The organism is Microcoleus sp. Z1_A1, assembly GCF_036700305.1.
GTDB lineage: Bacteria > Cyanobacteriota > Cyanobacteriia > Cyanobacteriales > Microcoleaceae > Microcoleus.
Window position 1 is genome coordinate 201,950 of the sequence record NZ_JAUBOR010000001.1, and the last position, 23,304, is coordinate 225,253.

The 23,304-nt window shown below is 47.5% G+C and carries 17 protein-coding genes; 12 read left to right on the forward strand and 5 right to left on the reverse strand.

Annotation, left to right across the window (positions count from 1 at the left end):
• Positions 1-249: 249 nt before the first annotated feature.
• Both QT973_RS00885 and QT973_RS00890 read right to left on the reverse strand, forming a co-directional pair.
• The gene (locus QT973_RS00885) at positions 250-2,994 is read right to left on the reverse strand and encodes a TIGR03960 family B12-binding radical SAM protein (protein WP_333260670.1); all 2,745 of its coding nucleotides are present in this window, start codon (positions 2,992-2,994) and stop codon (positions 250-252) included.
• A gap of 143 nt (positions 2,995-3,137) precedes the next feature.
• Positions 3,138-3,488, reverse strand: a complete 351-nt coding sequence (locus tag QT973_RS00890) for an STAS domain-containing protein (protein WP_333058300.1) — start codon at positions 3,486-3,488, stop codon at positions 3,138-3,140.
• Positions 3,489-3,871: 383 nt separating this feature from the next.
• Here QT973_RS00890 and QT973_RS00895 point away from each other — a divergent pair, with 383 nt between their 5' ends.
• Positions 3,872-4,069 (forward strand): hypothetical protein, encoded by a 198-nt coding sequence (locus tag QT973_RS00895; protein WP_333058304.1) that lies wholly within the window; start codon positions 3,872-3,874, stop codon positions 4,067-4,069.
• 726 nt (positions 4,070-4,795) lie between these two features.
• On the opposite strand, the gene QT973_RS00900 is transcribed toward QT973_RS00895, so the two are convergent.
• Positions 4,796-7,624 (reverse strand): PAS domain S-box protein, encoded by a 2,829-nt coding sequence (locus tag QT973_RS00900; protein WP_333058301.1) that lies wholly within the window; start codon positions 7,622-7,624, stop codon positions 4,796-4,798.
• Positions 7,625-9,170: 1,546 nt separating this feature from the next.
• Between QT973_RS00900 and QT973_RS00905 the strand changes: the two genes are divergently transcribed.
• From QT973_RS00905 to argH, 6 genes are all read left to right on the forward strand, one after another.
• Positions 9,171-9,896 carry a DUF502 domain-containing protein gene (locus QT973_RS00905; protein WP_333058302.1) on the forward strand — a complete coding sequence of 242 codons (726 nt, stop codon included), beginning with the start codon at positions 9,171-9,173 and terminating at the stop codon, positions 9,894-9,896.
• Positions 9,897-10,296: 400 nt separating this feature from the next.
• The gene (gene nusB / locus QT973_RS00910) at positions 10,297-10,929 is read left to right on the forward strand and encodes a transcription antitermination factor NusB (protein ID WP_333058376.1); all 633 of its coding nucleotides are present in this window, start codon (positions 10,297-10,299) and stop codon (positions 10,927-10,929) included.
• Positions 10,930-11,177: 248 nt separating this feature from the next.
• Positions 11,178-12,935: a signal recognition particle-docking protein FtsY gene (gene ftsY, locus QT973_RS00915; RefSeq protein WP_333058374.1), complete on the forward strand. Its 1,758-nt coding sequence runs from the start codon at positions 11,178-11,180 to the stop codon at positions 12,933-12,935.
• 345 nt (positions 12,936-13,280) lie between these two features.
• Positions 13,281-14,768: a PP2C family protein-serine/threonine phosphatase gene (locus QT973_RS00920; RefSeq protein WP_333058372.1), complete on the forward strand. Its 1,488-nt coding sequence runs from the start codon at positions 13,281-13,283 to the stop codon at positions 14,766-14,768.
• Positions 14,758-14,997 (forward strand): hypothetical protein, encoded by a 240-nt coding sequence (locus QT973_RS00925; RefSeq protein ID WP_333058370.1) that lies wholly within the window; start codon positions 14,758-14,760, stop codon positions 14,995-14,997. Before QT973_RS00920 ends, QT973_RS00925 begins: the two co-directional genes overlap by 11 nt.
• Before the next feature lie 291 nt (positions 14,998-15,288).
• Positions 15,289-16,674: an argininosuccinate lyase gene (gene argH / locus QT973_RS00930; protein ID WP_333233743.1), complete on the forward strand. Its 1,386-nt coding sequence runs from the start codon at positions 15,289-15,291 to the stop codon at positions 16,672-16,674.
• A 99-nt stretch (positions 16,675-16,773) separates the two neighbouring features.
• Here the strand turns inward: argH and QT973_RS00935 are convergent, their stop codons facing one another.
• A complete protein-coding gene (locus QT973_RS00935) occupies positions 16,774-16,965 on the reverse strand; it encodes a hypothetical protein (RefSeq protein WP_190738786.1) in 192 nt (63 codons plus the stop codon).
• A 465-nt stretch (positions 16,966-17,430) separates the two neighbouring features.
• Here QT973_RS00935 and bcp point away from each other — a divergent pair, with 465 nt between their 5' ends.
• The 3 genes from bcp (at position 17,431) to QT973_RS00950 (ending at position 19,402) form a co-directional block, all read left to right on the forward strand.
• Entirely contained in the window at positions 17,431-17,904 is a 474-nt protein-coding gene (gene bcp, locus QT973_RS00940; RefSeq protein ID WP_333058366.1) for a thioredoxin-dependent thiol peroxidase, read from the forward strand.
• Positions 17,905-17,981: 77 nt separating this feature from the next.
• Positions 17,982-18,437, forward strand: coding sequence for an NUDIX hydrolase (locus QT973_RS00945; protein WP_333058363.1), 456 nt, complete (start codon positions 17,982-17,984; stop codon positions 18,435-18,437).
• A gap of 158 nt (positions 18,438-18,595) precedes the next feature.
• Entirely contained in the window at positions 18,596-19,402 is an 807-nt protein-coding gene (locus tag QT973_RS00950; RefSeq protein ID WP_333246567.1) for an alpha/beta hydrolase, read from the forward strand.
• Between the two features lie 68 nt (positions 19,403-19,470).
• Here the strand turns inward: QT973_RS00950 and QT973_RS00955 are convergent, their stop codons facing one another.
• Entirely contained in the window at positions 19,471-20,382 is a 912-nt protein-coding gene (locus QT973_RS00955; RefSeq protein ID WP_333058359.1) for a pantothenate kinase, read from the reverse strand.
• A 315-nt stretch (positions 20,383-20,697) separates the two neighbouring features.
• Here QT973_RS00955 and QT973_RS00960 point away from each other — a divergent pair, with 315 nt between their 5' ends.
• Positions 20,698-22,803 carry a GAF domain-containing protein gene (locus QT973_RS00960; protein WP_333390317.1) on the forward strand — a complete coding sequence of 702 codons (2,106 nt, stop codon included), beginning with the start codon at positions 20,698-20,700 and terminating at the stop codon, positions 22,801-22,803.
• A gap of 227 nt (positions 22,804-23,030) precedes the next feature.
• Positions 23,031-23,186, forward strand: coding sequence for a hypothetical protein (locus QT973_RS00965; RefSeq protein WP_333233749.1), 156 nt, complete (start codon positions 23,031-23,033; stop codon positions 23,184-23,186).
• Positions 23,187-23,304 lie beyond the last annotated feature (118 nt).

The window sequence follows — 23,304 nt, forward strand, 5'->3', positions numbered from 1 at the left end:
ATCGCTAAATTTGGTTCAGACCCCGCTCCGGCGGGTTTGGCGCTAGATTTAGCCCGTGAATGTACAACAAAAAGGCTTAAAGTCTTGAACAGAAGCAAATTGCACCCAGCCCGCGTTGCTGGTTGACGAGGGCGGCGAGCGACTAAAGCGCTCGAGCCACCGCGGCTTCCATAACAAGCGATTATAGCGTGAAACGACACATCCCGATCGAAAGCCGAAGGTGAAATATTCCACCGCGGCTTCCCTATTTTAACCATAACCCAGGATTAGCTGACTACGCTCAACCTGTAGAAGCTGAATTTCCTGCTGGCTGACTTGTTCGAGCATGAACACAATATGTTCTGGCTTTAGCAAGTTGCCATCGCTGCGACAACTGCCGGTAAACCGCAAGACGGCTCTACCTTCGGATGTAGCACCCCTAGCAGATGTGCTGCTGTCGGGTTTGTGCTCTACAAGTTCTAGTTTGTGCAGCCGATCGCGCAAATTGACATCCTTCGTCTTTCCCGACTTAGTAGTATGCACCCGCCAAAAAGCCTCGGTTTCGGCGATCGTCTTGACCCAAGCTTCCCAGTTGGCATCAGGAGCCACGGAGACAGGAGCAGAATTTTCATGGTCTAATTCGCCATTTTCTGTCAGCGAACCCCCTAAAGCCACAGTAATCACGTACTCCGCTGCTTCTAACAACTGGTTAGCAGAAGGAGCCTTAAGATCGATCGACTCAACCTTGTAAATCGGAATATTTTCCGGCAGCTTAGCCCCCAACTTTTCCCGAAAACTCTCAATATCGATCGACTCAGTGAGCTCAAAGTCGGCAATTTCCCCAGTGCTGGTAACACCCAGAGGCAGAGCATTTGCCAGAGAAATCCGAGGGTTCGGGTGAAACCCGCCGGTAAACGAAATCGGCAAATCGGCTCTGCGGACTACTCGATCGAACAATCGGATCAAATCCAAATGACCAACCAAAGCCATATCGCCCACCTTCCCGAACCAAACCCGCAAACGCTGTTTCCGCTCCGTATTCGGGACAAACTCCCCAGCAAACTCAGGAATTGGCAGCGCATCCACAACCACATTGTGTCCGAAATCGGTGCCACAAACCCCGCAGCGCGAACACCCTTCAAAGGAACAGTCGGGAACCGTCGCTGCTTCCAAAGCCTTTTGCAAGTCAATTTTCAGCCAGTTTTTGTCGATTCCCGTATCTAAATGATCCCAAGGCAAAGGTTGATCCAGTAGAAGCGGTGCCCCCGTGCCCGCCCCCGCCGTCAAATTCATCCGTGTATCCGTGTCCGCATCCGTGTCGTGCTCCTCTTCCTTATCAAAAAGATTCCACTCGCCGCTTTCGACTTGGCGGTATTTCCAGGTAAGGCCCGACTCATCTATCGCCTGAGTCCAAGCTTTGTAAGCCTGATCCAAGCTTTCCCACCACGCATCCATACCCGCGCCAAGTTCCCAAGCGCGGCGGACTACAGCGCCCAAACGTCGATCGCCCCGTCCGACAAAATCCTCCATTGCCGAAATCCGCACATCAGTGTAATTCACCTTGACGCCCCGCATCCCCCGAAACTCTTCCTTCAGGAGTTTTTGCTTGCGGGAAAACTCAGCAGTAGAAACCGAGTGCCACTGAAAAGGAGTGTGAGGCTTAGGGGTAAAATTAGAAATTGTCAAGTTAAAATTCAGTCCCCGCCGGCCATTGATCCTGCATTCCCTGTGCAGCCAGCGGACTGTTTCGGCGATGCCGAGAACATCAAAATCTGTTTCTCCCGGCAAACCGATCATAAAATACAGCTTGATTTTATCCCAGCCGCGATCGACCGCAGTTTTGACACCCCGAAGCAATTCTTCGTTGGTCAAACCTTTGTTAACGATGTCGCGCATCCGCTGAGTACCAGCTTCCGGCGCAAAAGTCAAACCGCCTTGTCGCGTACCGCCGAGAATGTCGGCAATATTATCGTCAAATCTGTCAACCCGCTGGCTGGGTAGAGACAGAGAAATATTTTTATCTTTCAGGCGATTTTTGATTTCCATGCCGACTGCTGGGAGTGCCAGATAGTCGGAACAACTGAGGGAAAGCAGGGAAAACTCGCTGTGCCCGGTGGCTTGCATCCCCTGTTCGATCGCCTCTACGACTTGCTGCGGTTCGACATCGCGCGCGGGGCGAGTCAGCATTCCCGGCTGACAGAAGCGACAGCCGCGAGTGCATCCCCGGCGGATTTCTACTGTCAGCCTGTCGTGTACTGTTTGGACGTAGGGAACCAGGCCGATCGAATAAGCTGGTATCGGAGTTGCCACGCGGCGCAGAATTCGTTCTGGAACTTGCGGGCGGTTGGGATGAACGGAACCGTCGGCCGCCATATCGTAGAATTGCGGGACGTAGACGCCTGGAATTTGCGCTAAATCCAGCAGCAATGCTTCTCGGCTCAAATTATTTGTTTTGCCTTCTGCCAAAATCAAGCCAATTTCTGGCAGCAACTCTTCTCCATCTCCCAAAGCGATGAAGTCAAAAAAGTCTGCGTAGGGTTCGGGGTTGGAAGTTGCCGTTTGCCCGCCAGCAAAAATCAGTGGCATTTGACCGTTTTGGGGATTGGTCGCTCTTTCTTGCCAAGTTAGGGGAATGCCGGCTAAATCCAGCATTTCCAGAATGTTTGTGGCTCCGAGTTCGTAGCTGAGGCTGAAGCCCAGAATATCAAATTCTGTGAGCGATCGCCTCGATTCTACGGCAAACAGCGGAGTTTTGGTCGATCGCAGTTTTGCTGCCAAGTCGGCGGCGGGCAAATAAGCCCGATCGCACAACTGTCTCGGCCCTGCGTTCAAAATGTTGTAAAGGATGATGTGCCCCAGATTGGAAGCACCAACTTCATAAACTTCTGGGTAAGTGAGAACCCAGCGCAAAGACGCCGCGTCCCAAGGCTTGTGCGTCGCCCCCAATTCGTTTCCCAGATAACGAGCAGGCTGATTAATCTCTGCTGTAAGTAATTCTTCGACTTTTACTGCCACGGCTCGACTCGCTAAATAGTTGCGACTCTTAAGCAGCCTACCTTAAAATCTGCCAACACGCCAACGACAGTCGTCTGTCTTTTCGGGCATTTAACCGAATTTGCTGTGTTTTTTTGCCTGTTCTCGTCGCCCAGGAGGCTCTATCAGTGTTGTTTTACGCAGGAGTTTTCGGCTTCAAAGCTATCGACATTTTCAAATATCTCAAACACTCGATCCAGTTGGCTGAGTTCCAGAATCATCTTAATCCCAGGGGATACCGAGCAAAGACTAAACCTGCGCCCCATTTTTTTCGCCTGCTTGAGGCCCGAAACCAATGCCATCAAACCTGCACTGTCAATAAATTTTACCGCGTCCAAATCTACGAGTACCGATACAACACCGGGGGCTGCAATTGCTGTCATTAGTTGTACGCCGAATTCTCCGCAGGTGGCTGCATTCAGGTAGTCTAGGGGTCGAATCACCGTAATTGGTTTATGGGCAAGAAGTGTCTGCATATGTCAAACCTATGATTGCTACGTATTTTCAACTACTGCGCTGGACGGATGTAAGCCTAAACCTACTTGATTCCTCTGAGCCTAACTTAATCCGAGGCAAACTGACCAGTTGTTGTCAGTAGTTTTACTGAATCTTTATTTATTGACTCTTTTTTATGAAGTTTTGCATAAGATTTGGGGAGGAAACGTAAGCTACTATACTATTTTTTATTGATACCTGCAGGTTGAGTCTTGGTAACTATAAAAATTGCGATCGACTTGGCCCTAGCTGTTAGATAAAACTGAACATTGTAATTTAAATCACTTGTGAGTTCTGATCTAGATCACCTGTTTGCTAGACACTTCAGAGGAGAATAAAAATGTACGGAGTTCTCCGACTTACTATGCAAGCAACTCATGCTATTCGTCAACTTGTAGAAAAAGCCCTCTACATTAAGCAGTTGACGCCTGACATTGAAAACGAAATCAACTACGAGCTCACCCGTTTGGGGTACATCTCGGATATTGATTATGAGGCTTTAGAGTTATTAATGGATGAAATGGATGCCGGTCGGGTGCAATTGGTATCTAGCCATAGATAGTGGGAAGCGGGCGATAAGTCCACATCCAAAAAACCAAAAATCTTTGCAGGGCGGGCAATAGAGGCGTGTTAGAAGCATTTACGCCGGCCGCATATTTTTCTCATGAAGCATCTGGTTGCTGAACTTGATATTTGAGGAGATAGTGTGATGGGCGATCGTCCCTGCACCTGCGATCGAAAGCTAAAAACTTTGACTTAAATTAAATTTATAACTTTTGGGGTATGACAAATTAGGTTAAGTGTAACTTAGGATCGCGAATTTAATAACTTACAATTTTAATTGTTATTGTGGGATGGGCGTCCCGCCCGTCCCACAATCTTGTGGAAGTTATTTAATTCTCATTCCTTAGAATCTATCGATTTGAGATTTGAGATTTGAGATTTGAGATTTGAGAAGTCCGACTACTGATGATTATCAGGGTTTGAAACTTGTCTACAGTTGCATTCCTTTGAGAAACTGCTATCAGTATCAAAAACTACACACTGTGACCTAAATTAAATTCATAACTTTCGGGACTTGACAAATTAGCTCTAAGTCTAACTAATACTAAAAAAAGTTTTTCGGCAGGATTAGGACAACCGGGCAAGTCTCGCAAATAAAGCTTAAATTTTAAGTATCTAGTGCCAGTTAGCCTTAGTCCTAGGAATTATCCGATCGCTCGAATGCAAGAAAATTGGTTTGTAGTTACGACATCCGTCATCGCCGAGTCAATCTAAAATCTAAAATCTAAAATCTAAAATCCTTCCGGCGTCCCGCCAAACTTGCCACCACCGCCACCAACTCAGCAGGCTCGATCGGCTTGGGTACATAAATTTGAAAACCTTCCTGCAGTGCCCGTACCCGTTCCTCTACCCTACCAACCGCCGTGAAGGCCAACGCCGGAATTTCCCTGTCCACCATCCGCGATCGCACTTGTTGCAGCAAAGCCTCTCCATCAAGGGCCTGCATCCCGATATCGATCGCCAACACATTCGGATTCAGCCTTTCAATCGCCTCCAGAGCATCCTTTCCAGAGCTAGCAGTCTCCACCTGGGCCCCGCAATCTTCGAGCACTGTACAGGCAAAATCCAGGGAATCCGCGTCGATATCGACCACCAATACCCGCACTCCAGAAAGATTGCTGCTGACAAAAGACTCCTTTACAGGGGCTCGCGCCTTGCTTTGAGGAATCGCCCACTCCCCGAGTCCAGCAACAGACAATCCGCCGTCGCAATGAAGCTGTTGAATTGGCAATTTCACTAAAAACCTCGATCCTTTTCCCTTCCCGGCAGATTCGGCTTGCACCGTCCCCCCGTGCATTTCCACAAAATGTCGCACTAGAGCCAAGCCCAAACCCAATCCGTTGTACGATCGTCTTATAGAGCTGTCAGCTTGGCTGAACCGCTCGAAAACGTGGGGCAAAAACTCTTCTGAAATCCCTTGTCCCGTGTCGCTGACCTCAATTTCGACACTAGCGGGCGACAAATTTTTGCAGCAAGCGGATTCCTGAGAGTCCAAAGTCCTCTCCATCTTTCGCACCCCCACCCTCACCTGTCCGCCATCGGGAGTAAACTTAATCGCATTCGACAGCAAATTCCAGGCTACCTGTTGCAAGCGGCCCGAATCGGCAAAAATCCGCCCGGTAGTTGGGTCGAAATCCGTCACAATTTCAATATTTTTGGCAGCAATCGCGGGCGCGAGAGTATCTATCGCACCCTCAACAGTCGAAATCACATCCACCCACCGCAAATTCAGCGACAGTTTCCCGGTAATAATCTGCGACACGTCCAGCAAATCGTCGATCAGAGTTGCCAGCGATCGTGTATTGCGGTCGATCGTTTCCAGAGCCCGAACAGTCGTTTTTTCGTCAAACTTGCGGTTTCGCAGCAGTTGCGCCCATCCCAGCATCGCATTCAGCGGCGTTCGCAATTCGTGGGACAAAGTTCCGAGAAACTCGTCTTTAATCCGGTTCGCCCGCGCCAATTCCTGGGCTCGATCGTGCAGTTCTCTTTCCAACTGCTTGCCAACCGTCAAATCGAGAATAAAAGCCACAGATTCTTGCCGCTTTTGGGCCAGCAAAACATATCCGATCAACACCGGAATCCGGCTGCCGTCTCTCCTCCAGAATTCCTTTTCGTAGGGAGTGCAAGCCCCCGTTGCTTGTGCCTCTGCCATCCCCTTCTTATCGAGAGACTGGTACTCCGGCGGCGTGATATCAATCGAGTTTAATTCACCGCCCTGCAACTGTTCCCGCGTGTAACCAACTATCCGCAAAAATTCATCGTTTGCCTCAATGATACCGCCGTTAACATCCCCGAAGATAATTCCTATCAAGTTAGCTTCGGCTAACATTCTCAGCTTTTCTTCGCTAGCTTGAAGTGCAGATTCTGTGTGCTTGCGATCGCTAACGTCTTGGATGTAAGCCGACAAACCAGAATCGGAAGGATAAAAACGCACCTTCAACCACTTATTCCATAGCGGCACGAATTCTTCATACTCGATCGTTACCTTTTCTGCTAGTGCTTTGGTCGCCATTTTGTAAAACTGTAAATCGACAGCCCAGGGAAATATATCCCAAACTTTTTTACCAATCAGTTCTGCTTTTGGTCTGCCTAACAGCTCAATAGCTTGGTGGTTGACATAGGTATAGTTCCAATTTAAATCAACAGCGATAAAAGCATCGGTAATGCTTTCGAGAATGTTAGTAATTTGATCGTTTGCCGATTGCAGCGCTTTAGCAGTTTCTTCTGCTTGCAACCTCGCTGCTTGTTCGCGGGACAAAGCGGCAGCGCGTTCTTGTTCTGCCAGTTTTCGATCGCTAATATCGATGTAAGAACCGATGTAACCTGCAAAAGTGCGATCGGGTCTGTACCGGGGTACGCCCGTACCCAAAACCCAGCGGTATTCCCCGTCATAGCGTCTCAGGCGGCATTCGAGCCGGTACTCGCTGCCAGTGTCGAAGGCTTTTTGGTAAATATCCAGACATTCTGGCAAGTCATCTGGGTGCAAGCTTTCCATCCAACCCGTGCCCATTTCTTGCGCCAAAGTTCTACCGGTAAACTCCAGCCAAACTTTGTTAAAGTAATCGCCAAGTTGGTCAGTGTCCGACATCCAAATCATTACCGGCGCGGTATCCGCCATAATCCGAAATCGAGCTTCGCTCTCCTGCTGCTGTGCTTCCGCTTGCTTGCGCTCGTTCCGTTCTTGAACTTCGCGCAGCGCCCGCTGAATCGACGGCACCAGGCGTATCAAACGGCGTTTGAGAACATAATCAGTAGCCCCGCTTTTCAAAGTTTCGATCGCCACTTCCTCGCCCAAAGTAGCCGAAACAAAAATAAAAGGCACTCCCGGACAAGTAGTGTGGGCGATTTCCAGTGCCGCTATCCCGTTAAAACAAGGCAGCATATAATCTGCCAAAATAATGTCAAAACTTTGTTTTTCCAGCGCCGTGGCAAAGTCTTCTCGATTTTCCACACACACCAGAGAAAATTGGAGCCCGCCATCCATTAGATATGCCTCAATCAGTTCGGCATCTAGGGGACTGTCTTCTACTAAGAGGATACTGAGCGTTTTCACAAAAATTCCTTTTACTTAAATATTAATTAGCGGATACAAAATTTTATCGGGCTGCGGCTTTAAGTGAAGCCAAAAAAAGTCTTGGGTTGTGAATGGCATAAAAAAATGTAAAAACCAATTGGTTTCATCAGTTGAGCATTCATATCTCAATTCTAAATTCTCATCAAGTCTATTGCTTCTTGCTGAGGGGTGAATCCCCGCTCTGACTTGATTGGCTAGTACGGTTGTTTTTCCTTAACTTTCGTCGGTTTCCAAGGAATCGGCACCGCTGGAGTCTTGCTTGTATGCAGCAGTTTAGCTATACCCTGTTGAACAAATAGTTTCGCGCTTCTGGCTAGAAACAACTAGCTATGTAGTAATTTATCTCGCTTGCTCCTAACTACTGCTACCTCGTTTGGCAGATTATTTTTTTGTAGTGATGCCCCTGTTAATTCTATATTGCTTTGTCGCTCGTCTCAAGCTGGAATTCGCTGGAATCCTGCCCTTATTTCCTGAATATCGATTAATCCTGTCAAAAAAAGTCAAAGTTGCTGGTATGTCTGCTTTACTTTTTGCCGGATTTGCCTACCATCCAAGCGTTGCATGGTAGGCAACGCTTGGATGGTCGAGCGCAGTCGCCCTCAAAAATTACCGCTAATTTAGTTGCCACAGGTTACACTGCATCTATCCACAGATATATTTTTGCAGGCACACAGCACTCAACCTACATATATTCCCCTGAATTCGGTTACATCTGACATCTTGCAGCAATATCAATAAGAGGATTTTTCGTGGGGTCGGGCGGGTTTATAGAACCTATTTGCAAGCTTTAAGGCTGTTGGCGAACCCGCCCCTAGGGCTAATTGAGAATGGTGCAAGATATCAGGTAAAACTCATAGGTTGCACCATTTTCAAGAACAGGCTTTCCGGCCTGTTCTGTCAAAGAGTGAATTTGATTGTGGGATGGGCAGGAGAGCCCGTCCCTAAAAAGCTTATGGAAAAGGGTGCAAGATATAAGTAAAACGAAGTGCCGCCCCGCCGAAAATCTGAGAAAGCTCGATCGACCAATTAATTTCCGATACAAATCACAGAAAATTTTATTTGGACTCGCTACACTTCGACTCCCAGGCCGTCTCTGACCACGAATTTCTTCATGTGGTACTCGCCACGTGATTTATCCGTGGAATCAATCCCAAATCGAAAATCCTCAAGAAAGAGCATTTATCTCGCGCAAGTCAATTCTAAAATCTAAAATCTAAAATCTAAAATCTAAAATCGATTGACCGATCGGCTTATTGATTGAACCGACCCAAAATGTCTTAAAATATACAATACGGTGAGCTGCTGCACAGCCCGCATATATTAAAATCAAGCGCCAACTTGCAATAATTCTTTAAAATAAAGGTACAGCACCGGCGATCCCTAACTCTTCCCCCTCAGAAAGGGTAGGGTTTAGCAGAATTGAAGACGATCGTCTATGGTGACATCCAGTAAAGCCCGTGCAGTTGCTTTAGTCTCAGCTTTATTCAGGTTATTGGGAACCAGTTACGAGGAGATTTGACCCGCCGTGCTCCAACGCATCAAACAAGACTTAAAAAACGACCTGATCGCAGGACTATTGGTAGTGATACCCTTAGCTACCACCATCTGGCTGACAATTACCGTCGCCAGTTGGGTGATCAATTTTCTCACCAAAATTCCCAAGCAGATCAACCCTTTTGACGGACTCCACCCGATTTTGGTGAATCTGCTCAATCTTTTAGTAGGGCTGGCTGTACCCCTGCTGAGCATCTTAGTCATCGGCTTAATGGCCCGCAACATTTTCGGTAAGTGGCTGCTAGACTTTGGCGAACGGGTGTTGCAGGCAATTCCCCTAGCCGGTTCGGTTTACAAAACCCTCAAACAACTGCTGGGAACCCTCCTCAAATCAAACGACAAATTTCGCCGCGTGGTGTTAGTGGAATATCCGCGGCGGGGAATCTGGACTTTAGCATTTGTGACCGGTACGATCGAGAGTAACGACATCCCACCTCACCTTTCCGGTGAAACCCCGATCGGCATTTTCATCCCCACCACTCCCAACCCCACTACCGGATGGTACGCTATAGTGCCGGAGGCAGATTTAGTCAACTTGTCAATGTCGATCGAAGATGCCTTTAAAGTCATCATCTCCGGCGGCATCGTCAACCCCAACAACTCAATTGCAGTAACCCCCGAAAACATCAAGGGCAAAACACTCGAACCCTTTGTATCCGAATCAAGATACCAGCCTGTCCCAGTCGAAGAAGATTGAACCAAGACATCTTTAGGATCGCGAATTAAATAACTTACAATTTTAATTGTTATTGTGGGATGGGCGTCCCGCCCGTCCACTCATGACGGGCGGGACGCCCATCCCACTTTCAAGAGTGGAAGTTATTTAATTCTCATTCCTTAGTCGCCCGTAAGGCAGTGTAAACTTTCCCCATAGCAGATAATATTTCGACAAAACCAGCCCAAACCGAGAAAGCCTAAACTCAGAAACCCGGTTTCAAGGATAAATCTTGGGTTTGACAGCGAAGTATCTGTAAACTACCCGCCGCTGGCGAGTCAGACTGTCGGTCTGGTAGAGCTTTTAGTCGAGTTTTCTGCTAAAGTTCAAGTCCGCGCGCGATCGAAAAACTTCCTAAATTCTCAATTCCTATCTAAAAATTATGAAAAAAGCCCGCGAAACAGCACGCGAACTCGCACTCCTCGGCATCAGCCAACTGCCGACGAATCCAGAACTCTTAGAAGCCAAGAAACTGCAAGATGTTCTCCTCGCCGCCATCCGCACCCTGACAACAGAAGTTCAAGAATCCTTAGAAGCAGCAGCATCCGAAGTGCAGCGGAGTAGCGACAAACTGCTTGCCAGCGAAATCCGCGCCGCCGATATACAAAGTGCTAGAGCAATGGTGCGGGAAGCAGTCGAACTCACCCAAACCGCAATCAACCGTCTCGGTTCAGCAATGGAGTTTCCAGAACTGATCCAGCTAGCCAACCAGCAAGATGTCCGCACCTACGCTTTGCAAATCCTGACGAAAGTCAGCGCCAACCGTGTTCAAATTGATGAATTGCTCTCGGAAGCGCTAGTAGACTGGCAAATAGAACGGTTGGCCCGGATCGATCGAGATATCATGAGAATCGCCATCGCCGAAATGCTATATCTCGGCTTACCCGAACAAGTCAGCGTCAACGAAGCAGTCCAACTGGCAAAACGCTACAGCGGTGACGATGGACATCGCTTCATCAACGGAGTCCTCCGCCGAGTAGTCGATAAAATCAATGCAGAAGTTGTTAGTCAGTAGTCGATAGTCAGCAGTCATTAGTCATCAGTCATTGGTCAATAGCGATCGGCAATCTGCGATCGGCAATCCGCTCTACACTAAGAACTGATGACTAATGACTATAGTCCTGGACGCACGGGTAGTCAGAAACCGGGTTTTTTACGAAAATCCTTCGTTATAGTCCACAGTAAGATAAAAAACCCGGTTTCTCTGGCCTTAAGGCGTCCAGGACTGGACTAATAACTCTTCTCTATTCCCCATTTACTTTTATGGTTTTTAATTGGTTTCGTCGCCAGTACAGCGAAAATAAATCTTCTGAAACAGAAGCAACCCCCGAACAGCCGCAAGATGAGTCGGCAAAATCCGCACCGGTTGAGCCTCAAACAGATGCAACGGAGCAAGGCTCTCCTGCTGTAGCCGAAGATTATCTCAATTGGGCGAAAGCTGCTTACAAAAATATTCAAAAACAGCAAAAACCCGAAACAGAAGTTTCCGAGACAGCAGCGGCTGAAGTTCCAGCAGCCGAAGCAGAAATCGCGACAGTGGCAGAAGTTGCAGAACCCGCGACTATTGAAGCAACGGAGCCGATCGAACTTGAACCAGCACCCACAGCACCAACTGTTGCAGAAGTTCCAGAAGTTGCAGCACCAGCAACAGTTGAAGCAACCGAGGCGATAGAAATCGATGCAACAGAACCCGCAGAAATTCCAGAAACTCTGCAACCAACAGCCGGGGCGATCGACATTGCACCTATAGCTCAACAATTAGAAGTTACAGCAGAAAATATAGAAATTGCCGAACCTGCAACTGAGGTTGTAGAAACCGAATCACTCGCATCCGACGGCGAAGTAGCGGAAGCCCTGCCGTTTTGGGCCAGAGCTCAGGCCGATCGCATGGAGCGCATCGAACGCCTCAAAGAAACCGCCCTTGAAGAACCAGACGTAATTGCAGCCGCCGCCGAGAGAGCGGCAATTATCGAAGAAATTCCCGGTTTCGCCTTTGACGAAGGCTTCCTGTGGTCCTCAGAAATCTTAGCCAGTCAAGGCCGCCGCCCAGACCAAGTATCAGTCGAAGAAATCACTTGGCTGCAAAAACTGCGGAAAGGCTTAGAAAGAACGCGCCGCAGCTTAATTAATCGACTAAAGGCGATCGTCGGTCAAGGCCCGCTCAATCAAGACGCAGTAGCCGAAATTGAGACTTTGCTCCTGCAAGCCGATGTCGGAGTCGCAGCCACCGACATCATTATCACTCGCCTCCAAGAAAGACTCAAACAAGAAGTGCTGCCGCCAGAACAGGCTCTAGCCTACCTGAAAACCATCCTGCGCGACATTCTGGACGCTCCCTGTGCCGAAACCGCCGCCGGTAATCCCCTCTACAGCCTGACATTTGCCCCGGAAAAAGAGACTTTTAACATCTGGTTAATCGTAGGAGTCAACGGTGCGGGCAAAACTACGACGATCGGCAAACTGGCCCACATTGCTCAAAAATCCGGCTACAAAACCCTGATTGCTGCCGCCGACACTTTCCGCGCCGCCGCCGTCGAACAGGTGAAAGTTTGGGGTTCCCGCAGCGGGGTCGAAATTATTGCCAACCCAGGGAAAAATACCGATCCGGCTGCTGTCGTGTTTGATGCGATCGCCGCCGCCAGCGCCCGAGGCACAGAACTGCTGATCGTAGACACCGCAGGCCGCCTGCAAAACAAAAAAAATCTGATGGACGAATTAAGTAAAATCCGTCGCATTGTAGATAAGAAAGCCCCAGGCGCTACCGTAGAATCTCTACTGGTCTTGGATGCCACACTGGGTCAAAATGGTTTGCGACAGGCAGAAGTGTTCGCAGAATCGGCCAAATTAAGTGGAGTAGTATTGACAAAACTCGACGGTTCTGCTAAAGGTGGTGTTGCCCTAGCAGTAGTGCAGCAGCTTGGTCTGCCCATCCGCTTTATTGGAGTTGGGGAAAGCATCGAAGACTTGCGCCCGTTTTCTAGTTACGAATTTGTGGAAGCCCTACTCGATTTTAGATTTTAGATTTTAGATTTTAGATGGATGAAGTATCTCTATCCGCCTCCAAAAATCGGGACGGGTAGAGAGCTTCAAAATCTCCAATCCTTAACCTCAAACTAGCATCGCACTCCTCTACTAAACAGAAAAAAAACCGGGTTTGGGTTCACTGGCGTGTAACTCCTCAATCAAATATCCTCTTTCTAAGATCGAAAATCACAAATCTAAAATGACCTGTGAATTTCTTCATGTGGTACCCGCCACGTGATTTATCCGTCGAATCAATCCAAAATCTAAAATCTAAAATCCTTGCGTCCCCCGAATTTATCCGTCGAATCAATCCAAAATCTAAAATCTAAAATCTAAAATCGAATGACTGCTGTGCCTTTGCCTCGCCCCTCACCTCAACCTGCTGACCGCCCTTCGGGTCGCAATTCCACCGACGCGACGCCAGTATTTGCCCTCAAAGAACTGGTGGCGCGTTTGCACCGATATCAGCACAACGTTCAAGATATGTTGGGTTCGCTGGGATTTGCCCTGCGAAGTTTTAACAATCTCAACCAATTTTTGGAGTTGGTGCCTTTGGTGGCGACTCGCGTTACGGACGCGGACGGGGGAGCTTTAGTGCTGTTCAAACCCAACGGTCAAGTCAGGTTCCAGCAGTTGCATTGTCAGGAAGGACGGCAGTGCCAAGATATGCGAAAAGCGCTGGAAATAGCCACCAGGCAAGCTACAGCAGGTGCGGGCGCTACTGCTGGAACGTTTTCGGAAACCTCTGGGCAAACTTCTAGTCTCGACCTGCAAGTTGGTCGTTATTTGGGCCCGGATGTTCATTTGTTTGGGGCGCCAATTTTGGTCAACAATTTGGAACGCGGGCGGCTTTATGTTTTTAGCAGTGATCCGCAATATATCTGGACTCCCAGCAGACAGAAATTAGTTCGGTTGGTGGCGGATCAAACTGCTGTGGCTATTTGCAAAGACGAACTTACTGTTAAGTTGGCGGAAAAAGACCGCTTAGACAGAGAGTTAGAAATCGGGGCGGAAATTCAATTGCGACTGCAACCCCGCAGTTGTCCGAAAATTCCCGGCCTTGACGTGGCCGCCCGCTGCCAAACTGCTAGCAGAGTCGGCGGAGATTATTATGATTTTATTCCGGCTGACTATGACCCGATCGGCAAGGAGAATGAGGGAGAACACCCCCCATCCCTAATTAAAAATCTCAAGTCCAAAATCGACAAGGGCCGCTGGAGCATTGTGATCGGCGACGTGATGGGCAAAGGAGTACCGGCTGGCCTGTTGATGACGATGACACGGGGTATGCTCCGGGCGGAGGTTTTGAACCGCCACTCGCCGTCGAGAATTTTGCAACATTTAAACCGGGTTATGCACGCGGATTTGGAAAATTCCCACCGTTTTGTGACTCTGTTTTATTCGGAGTATGACCCGAAAACTCGCGTTTTGTCTTACAGCAATGCTGCTCACCACCCGCCTTTGCTGTGGCAAGCTGCAACTAATTCGATTCTTCAGCTTGATACTTTGGAGGGGATGTTAATTGGGCTGGATGCTGATTCGCATTACCAAGAAGCAAGCGTGCAATTGCAGCCCGGAGATACTATTATTTATTACACAGACGGATTTACTGATGCTTCTAATCAAAGGGGCGATCGCTTTGATGAGGATAACTTGACCTCGGCTTTTCAGTGGGCCTGTCAAAATTACCAGCAGTCTGAAGAAATTTTGGATTATTTGTTCGATCGCGTTCACCAGTTTATCGGCATCGGCAATCGTAACGAAGATGACATGACACTGGTTGTTCTGAGGGTAACACCTTTAGCAGGAGAAAATCACCATGATAGTTAATTTAATCCCGGAAATTACTGCTGGATTAACCAGTTCGATTACTTGGAACGATGTCGCTCACGTGGTAGTTTTGAAATCTCATTTGAGTTCGACGGTGTTTTTGGGTCAAAGTTACGAAATTTTTACGAATTTCCAGAAAGCTTGGAACAATTTTGTTTCGACTGGTCAAATAGGAGCTTTTTTTATAGGTATTTTTGTTGGCTGGTTCTTGAAAGGGATTTTTCGTTAGAGTTATTGTCCAAGAAGTTATCTGGAACGGATTTAAAATGTTTTTAGCCAACAAAACTTCACTTCTTTCTGATGCAGCAAAACTTTCACAATTTTGTAGTCCAGACTTCAGTTTTTTCGGGTCAAAAGATGTATAAAAAGTGGGTAGTCAGGAGTTAAGTTTTTTATTGCCGAGTTGGGAATGGAGGACTAAAGTCCTGACTACAAACCGCAGGAAGGACTTTAGTCTTTGCTAAAAATCGGTTTTTATAGACTTCTGCAACAGAGATATAATCTAGTTTTAGCTTCAGCAATGACAACACAACAAAAAACTTGGAGTCAAAGATTTGAATCGGCGCTGCACCCGGCGATCGCCCGATTTAATGCTAGTATTGGCTTCGATATTGAATTGATTGAGTATGACTTGACTGGTTCTGTCGCTCACGCTAAAATGCTGGCCAAAACGGGGATTATTTCCGCAGCAGAAGGCGAACAGTTAGTCAATGGTTTGGAACAGATTCGCCGCGAATACCGCCAAGGACTTTTTGTTCCGGGAGTTGATGCCGAAGACGTTCACTTCGCTGTAGAGAAGCGGCTGACGGAGATTGTGGGAGATGCGGGGAAAAAGTTGCACACTGCCCGATCGCGCAACGATCAAGCCGGCACTGATACTCGTTTGTATTTGCGCGATCGCATCGCCGAAATTCGTGAGCAATTGCGGGAATTTCAAGGGGTTTTGCTCGATCTTGCCGATCGTAACGTGGAAACTTTAATTCCCGGTTACACTCATTTGCAGCGCGCTCAGCCGATCAGTTTGGCTCATTACCTGTTAGCTTATTTTGAAATGACCGATCGCGATTGGGAACGTCTCGGCGATATCTGCAAGCGGGTGAATGTTTCGCCTTTGGGTTGTGGCGCGCTGGCGGGGACGACTTTCCCGATCGACCGACATTATACTGCAGAACTCTTGCAATTTGACAAGGTTTATGCTAATAGCTTAGATGGAGTGAGCGATCGAGATTTTGCGATCGAATTTCTCGCTGCAGCCAGCTTGATTCTGGTACACCTGAGCCGCTTGTCAGAAGAAATGATTTTGTGGTCTTCTCACGAATTTGGATTTATTACGCTCAAAGATAGCTGCGCTACTGGTTCTAGCATCATGCCCCAGAAAAAAAATCCCGATGTGCCGGAGTTGGTGCGAGGCAAAGCGGGGCGGGTGTTCGGTAACTTGCAAGCCTTGTTGGTAGTAGTGAAGGGACTTCCTTTGGCCTACAACAAAGATTTGCAAGAAGATAAAGAGGCTTTGTTTGATACCGTCAAAACGGTACAAGGTTGCTTGGAAGCAATGACCATTTTGCTGCGGGAAGGCATCGAGTTTAATGGCGATCGCCTCGCCGCTGCCGTTACAGAAGACTTTTCTAATGCTACAGACGTAGCCGACTACTTGGCCGCCAAAGGCGTTCCCTTCCGGGAAGCTTACAACCTTGTCGGCAAAGTCGTCAAAACTTGCCTTTCGGGGGGCAAACTCCTCAAAGATTTGACACTTGAGGAGTGGAAAGACTTGCACCCAGCCTTTGAGACAGACATTTACAGCGCGATCGCACCTCAGCAAGTGGTGGCGGCTCGCAATAGTTACGGGGGTACCGGGTTTGAACAAGTGAGAAAATCACTTATCGCTGCGCGCGATCGGATCGCCTAAACATCGTTGAATTATTGGACAAATTCCGGCTGGCTATCTCTCCTTAGAACTATCGTGTTTTCCACTCTGGTTCTAAGTTCGGCAGATAGCCTGAATCAATTAATCTTCAGCAGCAGCCATGTCTTTGTCTCTGCCGCCACCGCTCATGGCGCCCATGCCACCGCCGTTACCGCCGTCAAATCGCCTTCTCTTGTTGGAGAACATATCTTGATTTCTCCGCTTGCGAAACTTGCGAGCGTATGCTTGATTTCGTTGTGCCTTTTCTTTCTTGAGATTGCGGCGCTTAGCCATTCTGACCTCACTAATAAACATTGACAGTCCCCGGGCTTTCACGCACGGGGATTCTTAAGTTTGACACTCTGTGCACTCTTGGTGACTGAGATTCTTGGTTCAGCGAATTCACTTGCTTGTGACAGGATTTCTCCAGCCAAAATATAGGTGTCTTCTCCCCAAGCGTAAATTCCGGTATGTCCTACCGTACTCGATCAGTTCTCTTTATGTAGTTAGGTTTTCTTCAAATTTAGCTTTCCTAAACCGCAACACCGTTAGGTGTGACTACGCACTCAACTAATCCAGTTAAGTTTTTACGTTGGCTAGTTATACTCAATTTTAGACCGATGACGATCATAGCACACCCGGTACAAGACCCAGAAAAAAGAACACGGGGATTCAAGTCGCTGGGAATCTGGGTGTGATCGGGACGCAATGTTGTCAATCTTGCAGAAGATTTCTATAAACTCTTGACAAATACGACCAATGACTATAAATCCCGGTGACGTAGCTCCTGTCTTCAGCCTGCCCGACGCGCAAGGCAATATCGTCAGCCTTGCAGATTTTCGAGGGCGGCGAGTTGTACTGTATTTTTACCCTAGGGACAATACCCCTGGCTGTACCAAAGAAGCTTGCGGCTTTCGCGACATTTACTTAGACTACCAGTCGCGCAATATAGCAGTTCTCGGCGTCAGTACAGACGGGGCCGGGGCCCACGCCAAGTTTGCAGCTAAATATCAACTACCTTTTCCCTTGCTGTGCGACTTAAACGCTGAAGTTGCTACCGCCTACGGCTGTTACGGACTCAAAAAGTTTATGGGAAAAGAATTTATGGGAATTACTCGATCGACCTTCGCGATCGACCGTGATGGTAGGATTGAAAAGGTTTACCGCAAAGTCAAACCAGAATCTCACGCAGCGGAGATATTAGCAGATTTGCCAGACCTCTGGCCTGAATGAAAAATTAAAAATTAAGACTCCGGAGCTGCGAGCTAGGAGCCCTGAAATTACTATCTCCTAAACAAGCTTTTGAGTTTATGCGTCGATTGTGGCAAATTGTACAAACTGTGCTGGGACTGATTTTTCGACATCCCGTCACTGGTACTGCGGTGATTCCTGTATTGCCTGACGGGCGAATTGTGTTAATTCGCCGCCGCGACAACGGTCGCTGGGGACTGCCGGGAGGTATGGTGGATTGGGGAGAGGATATTCCCACAACTGTGCGCCGGGAATTAGCGGAGGAAACAGGACTCGAGTTAGTCAAAATCCATCGCTTGGTGGGCGTTTATTCGGCTGCCGATAGAGACCCTCGCCTGCACTCGATTTGTATCGTGGTGGCGGCAGAGGTGCAGGGCAAGATGCAAGTTCAGGATACGCTTGAAGTCAGCGAGGTTGAGGCTTTTTTACCCGCATCGCTGCCGGAGGGCCAGCTCAGCCACGATAACGACCAACACTTACAGGACTATTTTCAAGGCCGAACAACTTTGGCGTAAATCGGCAGGGCATCCAAATTTGAGAAAAGTCGGAAATTACCTCGCGGTCAAAAATTGTCTGTTATGAATGTGGAATTAATTTTCACTGTTTTCCTACTTTTATTCACAATCTCTGAACATTAAATTAATCATCTTTTTATTACTAAATATTTAACCGGATGTACTCACCGCTACGCAATTCTAGGGTAAAACTCTCTGTAGGGCAAATCTTTTGGCACGAAGTCGGTCAAGGCCCGAATTTAGTATTTTTGCACGGTTCTTGGCACGACAGCAGTCAGTGGCTGAGGACGATCGAACATTTGAGCGCCTACTACCACTGCTTCGCACCGGATTTGCTGGGGTTTGGCGACTCGGAACGCCCGAATCTTCATTATTCGATCGACTTGGAAGTAGAGTGTCTCGCCCAATACCTCGATACTTTGAAGCTGCGAGAGGTTTATTTAATCGCTCACTCTGTGGGTGGCTGGGTGGCCACCAGCTACGCTATCAAATATCCCGATCGAGTTCAGGGTTTGGTGTTGTTGGCCCCAGAAGGCGTCAAGGTTGGCAACCGGCGGGGGCGGTGGCAGACGGCTAGCTGGCTAATCGGCCAACCTCCGCTGGCTTTGTGGTGGCTGCGATCGATCTATCCAATTGCTAAGTTGCTGGGTAGCCAAAAAAAGATTGACGGATTGCTCAACTTCAGACAGCAGTTGATGGAGTCCCCTGTTGCTGTGCAGTTGCTGTTCGGGCGGCGGCGGGCTGAAATTACAGCGGAATTAGTTGATGAGAATTTGCCTTTGCTGAAAGCGCCTGTTTTGCTGTTGCACGGTTCTGAAGAGACTCCCGCAGCTTCTTCTCTGTGTCAATCCTATGCTGCTCTGGCTCCTAATGCCGAACTACAATTAGTCAGTCCGGGGGAAAGCAATTTGCCCCAGGAAGTCCCGGATGTTGTTGCTAACTATATTCGCGAGTTTGCTAGGTGAATTGGTCATTGGTCATTGGTCATTGGTCATTGGTCATTGATAAAATGACAACAGTCAACAGTCAACAGTCAACAGTCAACATTTAACAGGCTAATTCCCCAAAAAATAGCCTCTGGTGCGTCAATTAAGCCGGAGGCTGTATCAGGAAAGGCTGCGGTGAGGTATTTTAAAAGCATAGTGCGATCGCCCCCCGTGACGGCAATTTTGCTATCAGGAAACCAACCCCGCCAATCTTCAATAAAATCCCTAACTCCTGCCACCGTCGCATACACAACTCCGCTTTGAATTGCCCCAGCAGTGTCTGTCGCCCAGCGGTATGGCAAATTTTGTGGTAAAGTGATTAAAGGTAATCCAGCAGTTTTTTTACCTAACGACGATAACTGCAAACCCAAACCTGGTAAGATTGCGCCCCCAACTAAATACCTATTGACATCAGCCCCAGTAAATGTTAAAGCTGTACCAGCATCTATAAGTAAAATTGGCCAACCCAATTGGTTGCCAGCGCCCACTACAGCCAAAGCTCTGTCAATTCCCAGGGTAGGATAGAGTCCCCCGATCGGCAACTGGTCTAAAGTAATAATTCGGACATCTGGATAACTCTGCCAAATTGCTGTTTGCTGGGGAACTACTGAAGCCAAAATTAGAGGCAGTGGCACGAAAGAAAGTGTGTGAGGATTAGAAAAAGCGGGAGTAGCAGGAAGACAAAGGAGATTTTGAGCAGATATTTCCTCGATCGACCTCATTACTGTTTGCACCAAATATTCTGCCTTTTCCTGCTCCGAGAGCGAGGAAACAGTATCAGCATTGAGATGCTCTGTATCCCATGTTTTCTTCAGAGTTTTGCCCGCAAATAATCCCCAGTGCAGTCGGGAGTTGCCGATCGCCAAAGCTATTTTAATCTGGGCTTTACCTGTCAATCCAGAAGTAATGTTGTCGGTGCTTGCTGGCGAACGAAAATTGTCGGGAATTGAGTTTTCCATGTTGAGCTAGCCGGCGCAAACATTGAACTAAAGATAGAGTTTAGATTAATTTTATTCGCTTAAGCGGGCGGTTAACTCTATTTGACATCTGACCAACTTCCATGCCATGCGCCAAATAGTATTGTCGGCGGCAGAGGGCAGAGTTGCTAAATATAAATATTTGTAAAGCAAATAATTGCTTTGCTCAGGCGGCATCCTTTATAATGTCTTAAGATATTCCAAAAGTCCTGGTAGCTGCGATGGGGCTGTTGGCGGGGTAAGCACAGGTTTATAAAACCAGACTCAATCAAAATACTGTACAACTGCTGAGTAAATATGTCTTTACAAATACAAGAACACGAAAACCCCTGGCACAGAGTAACTTCGCGGTTGCCTGAATCTGAAAACTGGATGCAGCAAGAAAGTCTTTCGCTGCCGGAAGTAGACCAACAAAAAGCCATAATTGTACAGATGCAGCAGCAAGTTCAGTTATCAAACTTGCTGAACCAAATTAATAACGAAATTCGCAGTACACTTGACATAGAAGAAATTTTGACATCAGCCTGCAGATTGCTGGGACAAGCGCTACAGGCAAGTCGCGTGAGCATTTTGGTCAAAGAATCAAATACAGAAAAAACTTTAGTCACGCGCGGAGAGTACAACGCGGGGGACTATCCGATTCAACTGGGAATGAAAGTACCGATGAGTGACAACCCGCATTTGGCTGCCGTCGTGTCTCAGCAAGAGTCCCTAGCACTGACGAACTTTCTCGATTTTCCGGGATTGAACCCACAAACCCGAAAAATTGTCGAAGCTTTGGAGATTAAGTCAATGCTGGCAGTAGCTACTCGCTATCAAGGTGAAGTGAATGGCATAATTGGCTTGCATCAGTGCGATCGCGAACGGGAATGGACTGATTGGGAAAGGCAGCTTTTAGAAGGGGTAGGATCGCAATTGGCGATCGCGATTAATCAAGCCAAACTATATAGCAAAACCAGGCGTCAAGCCGAACGAGAATCGCTGCTACGGCTGATCGGCAATCAAATTCGCAGTACCCTGGATCTGGGAACTATCCTGGAAACAGCGGTGAGGGAAGTCCGCCAAATGTTGCAGTGCGATCGAGTAATTATCTATCAGTTTCAAGACAACTGGCAAGGAAAAGTTGTTGTTGAAAATATGACAGTTCCTTGGCCTTCAATTTTAGGAGATATGGGGGCTGATAAGTGTTTCCGGGGAGATTACGCCGATCTTTACCAGCAAGGGCGAGTCAAAGCAATTAATGATATTTTTAATGCTGGTTTAGAGCCTTGTCATGTAGATTTCTTAGATAGTTTGCAGGTAAAAGCTAATCTGATAGTGCCAATTGTTACAGCAAGAACTGAAGAAAATACCTCCGACACAGCCGGAAACTATAATCCTAAATTTCCCGGTAGGCTGTGGGGTTTGCTGATTGCTCACGAGTGCCGAGATACCCGCAATTGGCAGTGGCAAGAAATGGAGTTGCTCTCTCAGATAGCCAACCAAATGGCGATCGCCATTCAGCAAGCAGAACTTTACAGCCAAGTCCAAGATGCTGCGGTAAAATCTCAAGCTCAAACCCAGCAGTTGCAAGCTGCGTTAGAAGAATTGCGATCGGCACAGCAGCAATTGATTCAAAGCGAAAAAATGTCAGGTTTGGGGCAAATGGTAGCGGGAATTGCTCATGAAATTAACAACGCCAACAATTTCATCCACGCTAACTTGTTTCACGCTCAAGAATATTTTAAAGCCTTGAACGAAGCTCTAGAACAGGTCAGAAATGCCTACCCGGAAGCGACAGAGGCAATTGTCAGAATCAATGAAGAACTAGAACTCGATTACATTCGAGAAGACTTTGGTAAACTGCTCAATTCAATGCGAGAAGGCAGCGGGAGGATTCGCTCGATCGTGATGACGCTGCGAAATTTTTCTCGTTTAGACCACGCTGAATTAAAACCAGTAGATTTGAATGAAGGTTTAGAAAGCAGTTTCTTGATGCTGCAAAATAAGCTAAAAACTCATATCAAAATAGACAAGCAATACGGCAGTTTGCCGCCAGTCCAATGTCATGCGAGTCAAATTAACCAAGTATTTTATAATTTGATTGACAATGCCTTAGACGCGCTTCAGTCAACGAGCAAACCGGGGGAATTAACTATCCGCAGTTGGCAAAGCGAGCCGGACTGGGTAACAATCTCTGTCCGCGACACGGGAAGTGGAATTCCTGCAGAAATTCAAGACAAGATTTTTGACCCATTTTTTACTACTAAACCTGTGGGTAAAGGCACTGGTTTGGGACTTTCCGTGTGCTATCAGGTAATTGTCCAAGCTCACGGTGGCAAGATCCGTTGCGTCAGTCAGGTTGGCGAAGGAACTGAGTTTATTGTAGAGTTGCCGCTGAAAAATCAGAGGGTAAGTGCATAATTCGTGCTTTAGTCAGATTAACTCTGTTTTGTCACTCTGACAGTAGTATAGAACTCATTTGACATCTTGGCGTTGCTTAATCAGGGTATGAAAAAAATCACTTTAAAATCCAAAAGCTTTGTGGATACAGGTTTCTATGACGGGCATATTTAGCGTTTCATACTGTAAATCAGCAACGCCTAAAATTCTAAGTATTTTTACTAATAATTGTCTCTGCTGATTCACTTTTGTCCGCTGAAGCAGTGAAAGCTGCCTCTTGGGGGGCGGCGAATGTGGGATTTAAGCTCTCCTCTACAGATATGGAAAACCCGCTTTTTATGGGGCAGAAAAAAAGATCGCAATTTTTCCGGATAAAACTTATTGATGATGAAAGTAAGGAATAATCGCGTTCCTGAATACAGGTATAAATCAACTTTTCGCTTGATGTTACACAACTCACCCTCAAGCGGGCTTATAGTCATTTGGCAATCTTGAATTCATACCTGTATTCAGCAACATCCT

Coding starts and splice junctions, on each gene's coding strand:
- QT973_RS00890 (WP_333058300.1), bottom strand. CDS start 3,488: ATGCAGACACTTCTTGCCCATAAACCAATTACGGTGATTCGACCCCTA.
- QT973_RS00895 (WP_333058304.1), top strand. CDS start 3,872: ATGCAAGCAACTCATGCTATTCGTCAACTTGTAGAAAAAGCCCTCTAC.
- nusB (WP_333058376.1), top strand. CDS start 10,297: ATGAAAAAAGCCCGCGAAACAGCACGCGAACTCGCACTCCTCGGCATC.
- ftsY (WP_333058374.1), top strand. CDS start 11,178: ATGGTTTTTAATTGGTTTCGTCGCCAGTACAGCGAAAATAAATCTTCT.
- QT973_RS00920 (WP_333058372.1), top strand. CDS start 13,281: ATGACTGCTGTGCCTTTGCCTCGCCCCTCACCTCAACCTGCTGACCGC.
- QT973_RS00925 (WP_333058370.1), top strand. CDS start 14,758: ATGATAGTTAATTTAATCCCGGAAATTACTGCTGGATTAACCAGTTCG.
- argH (WP_333233743.1), top strand. CDS start 15,289: ATGACAACACAACAAAAAACTTGGAGTCAAAGATTTGAATCGGCGCTG.
- QT973_RS00935 (WP_190738786.1), bottom strand. CDS start 16,965: ATGGCTAAGCGCCGCAATCTCAAGAAAGAAAAGGCACAACGAAATCAA.
- bcp (WP_333058366.1), top strand. CDS start 17,431: ATGACTATAAATCCCGGTGACGTAGCTCCTGTCTTCAGCCTGCCCGAC.
- QT973_RS00945 (WP_333058363.1), top strand. CDS start 17,982: ATGCGTCGATTGTGGCAAATTGTACAAACTGTGCTGGGACTGATTTTT.
- QT973_RS00950 (WP_333246567.1), top strand. CDS start 18,596: ATGTACTCACCGCTACGCAATTCTAGGGTAAAACTCTCTGTAGGGCAA.
- QT973_RS00955 (WP_333058359.1), bottom strand. CDS start 20,382: ATGGAAAACTCAATTCCCGACAATTTTCGTTCGCCAGCAAGCACCGAC.
- QT973_RS00960 (WP_333390317.1), top strand. CDS start 20,698: ATGTCTTTACAAATACAAGAACACGAAAACCCCTGGCACAGAGTAACT.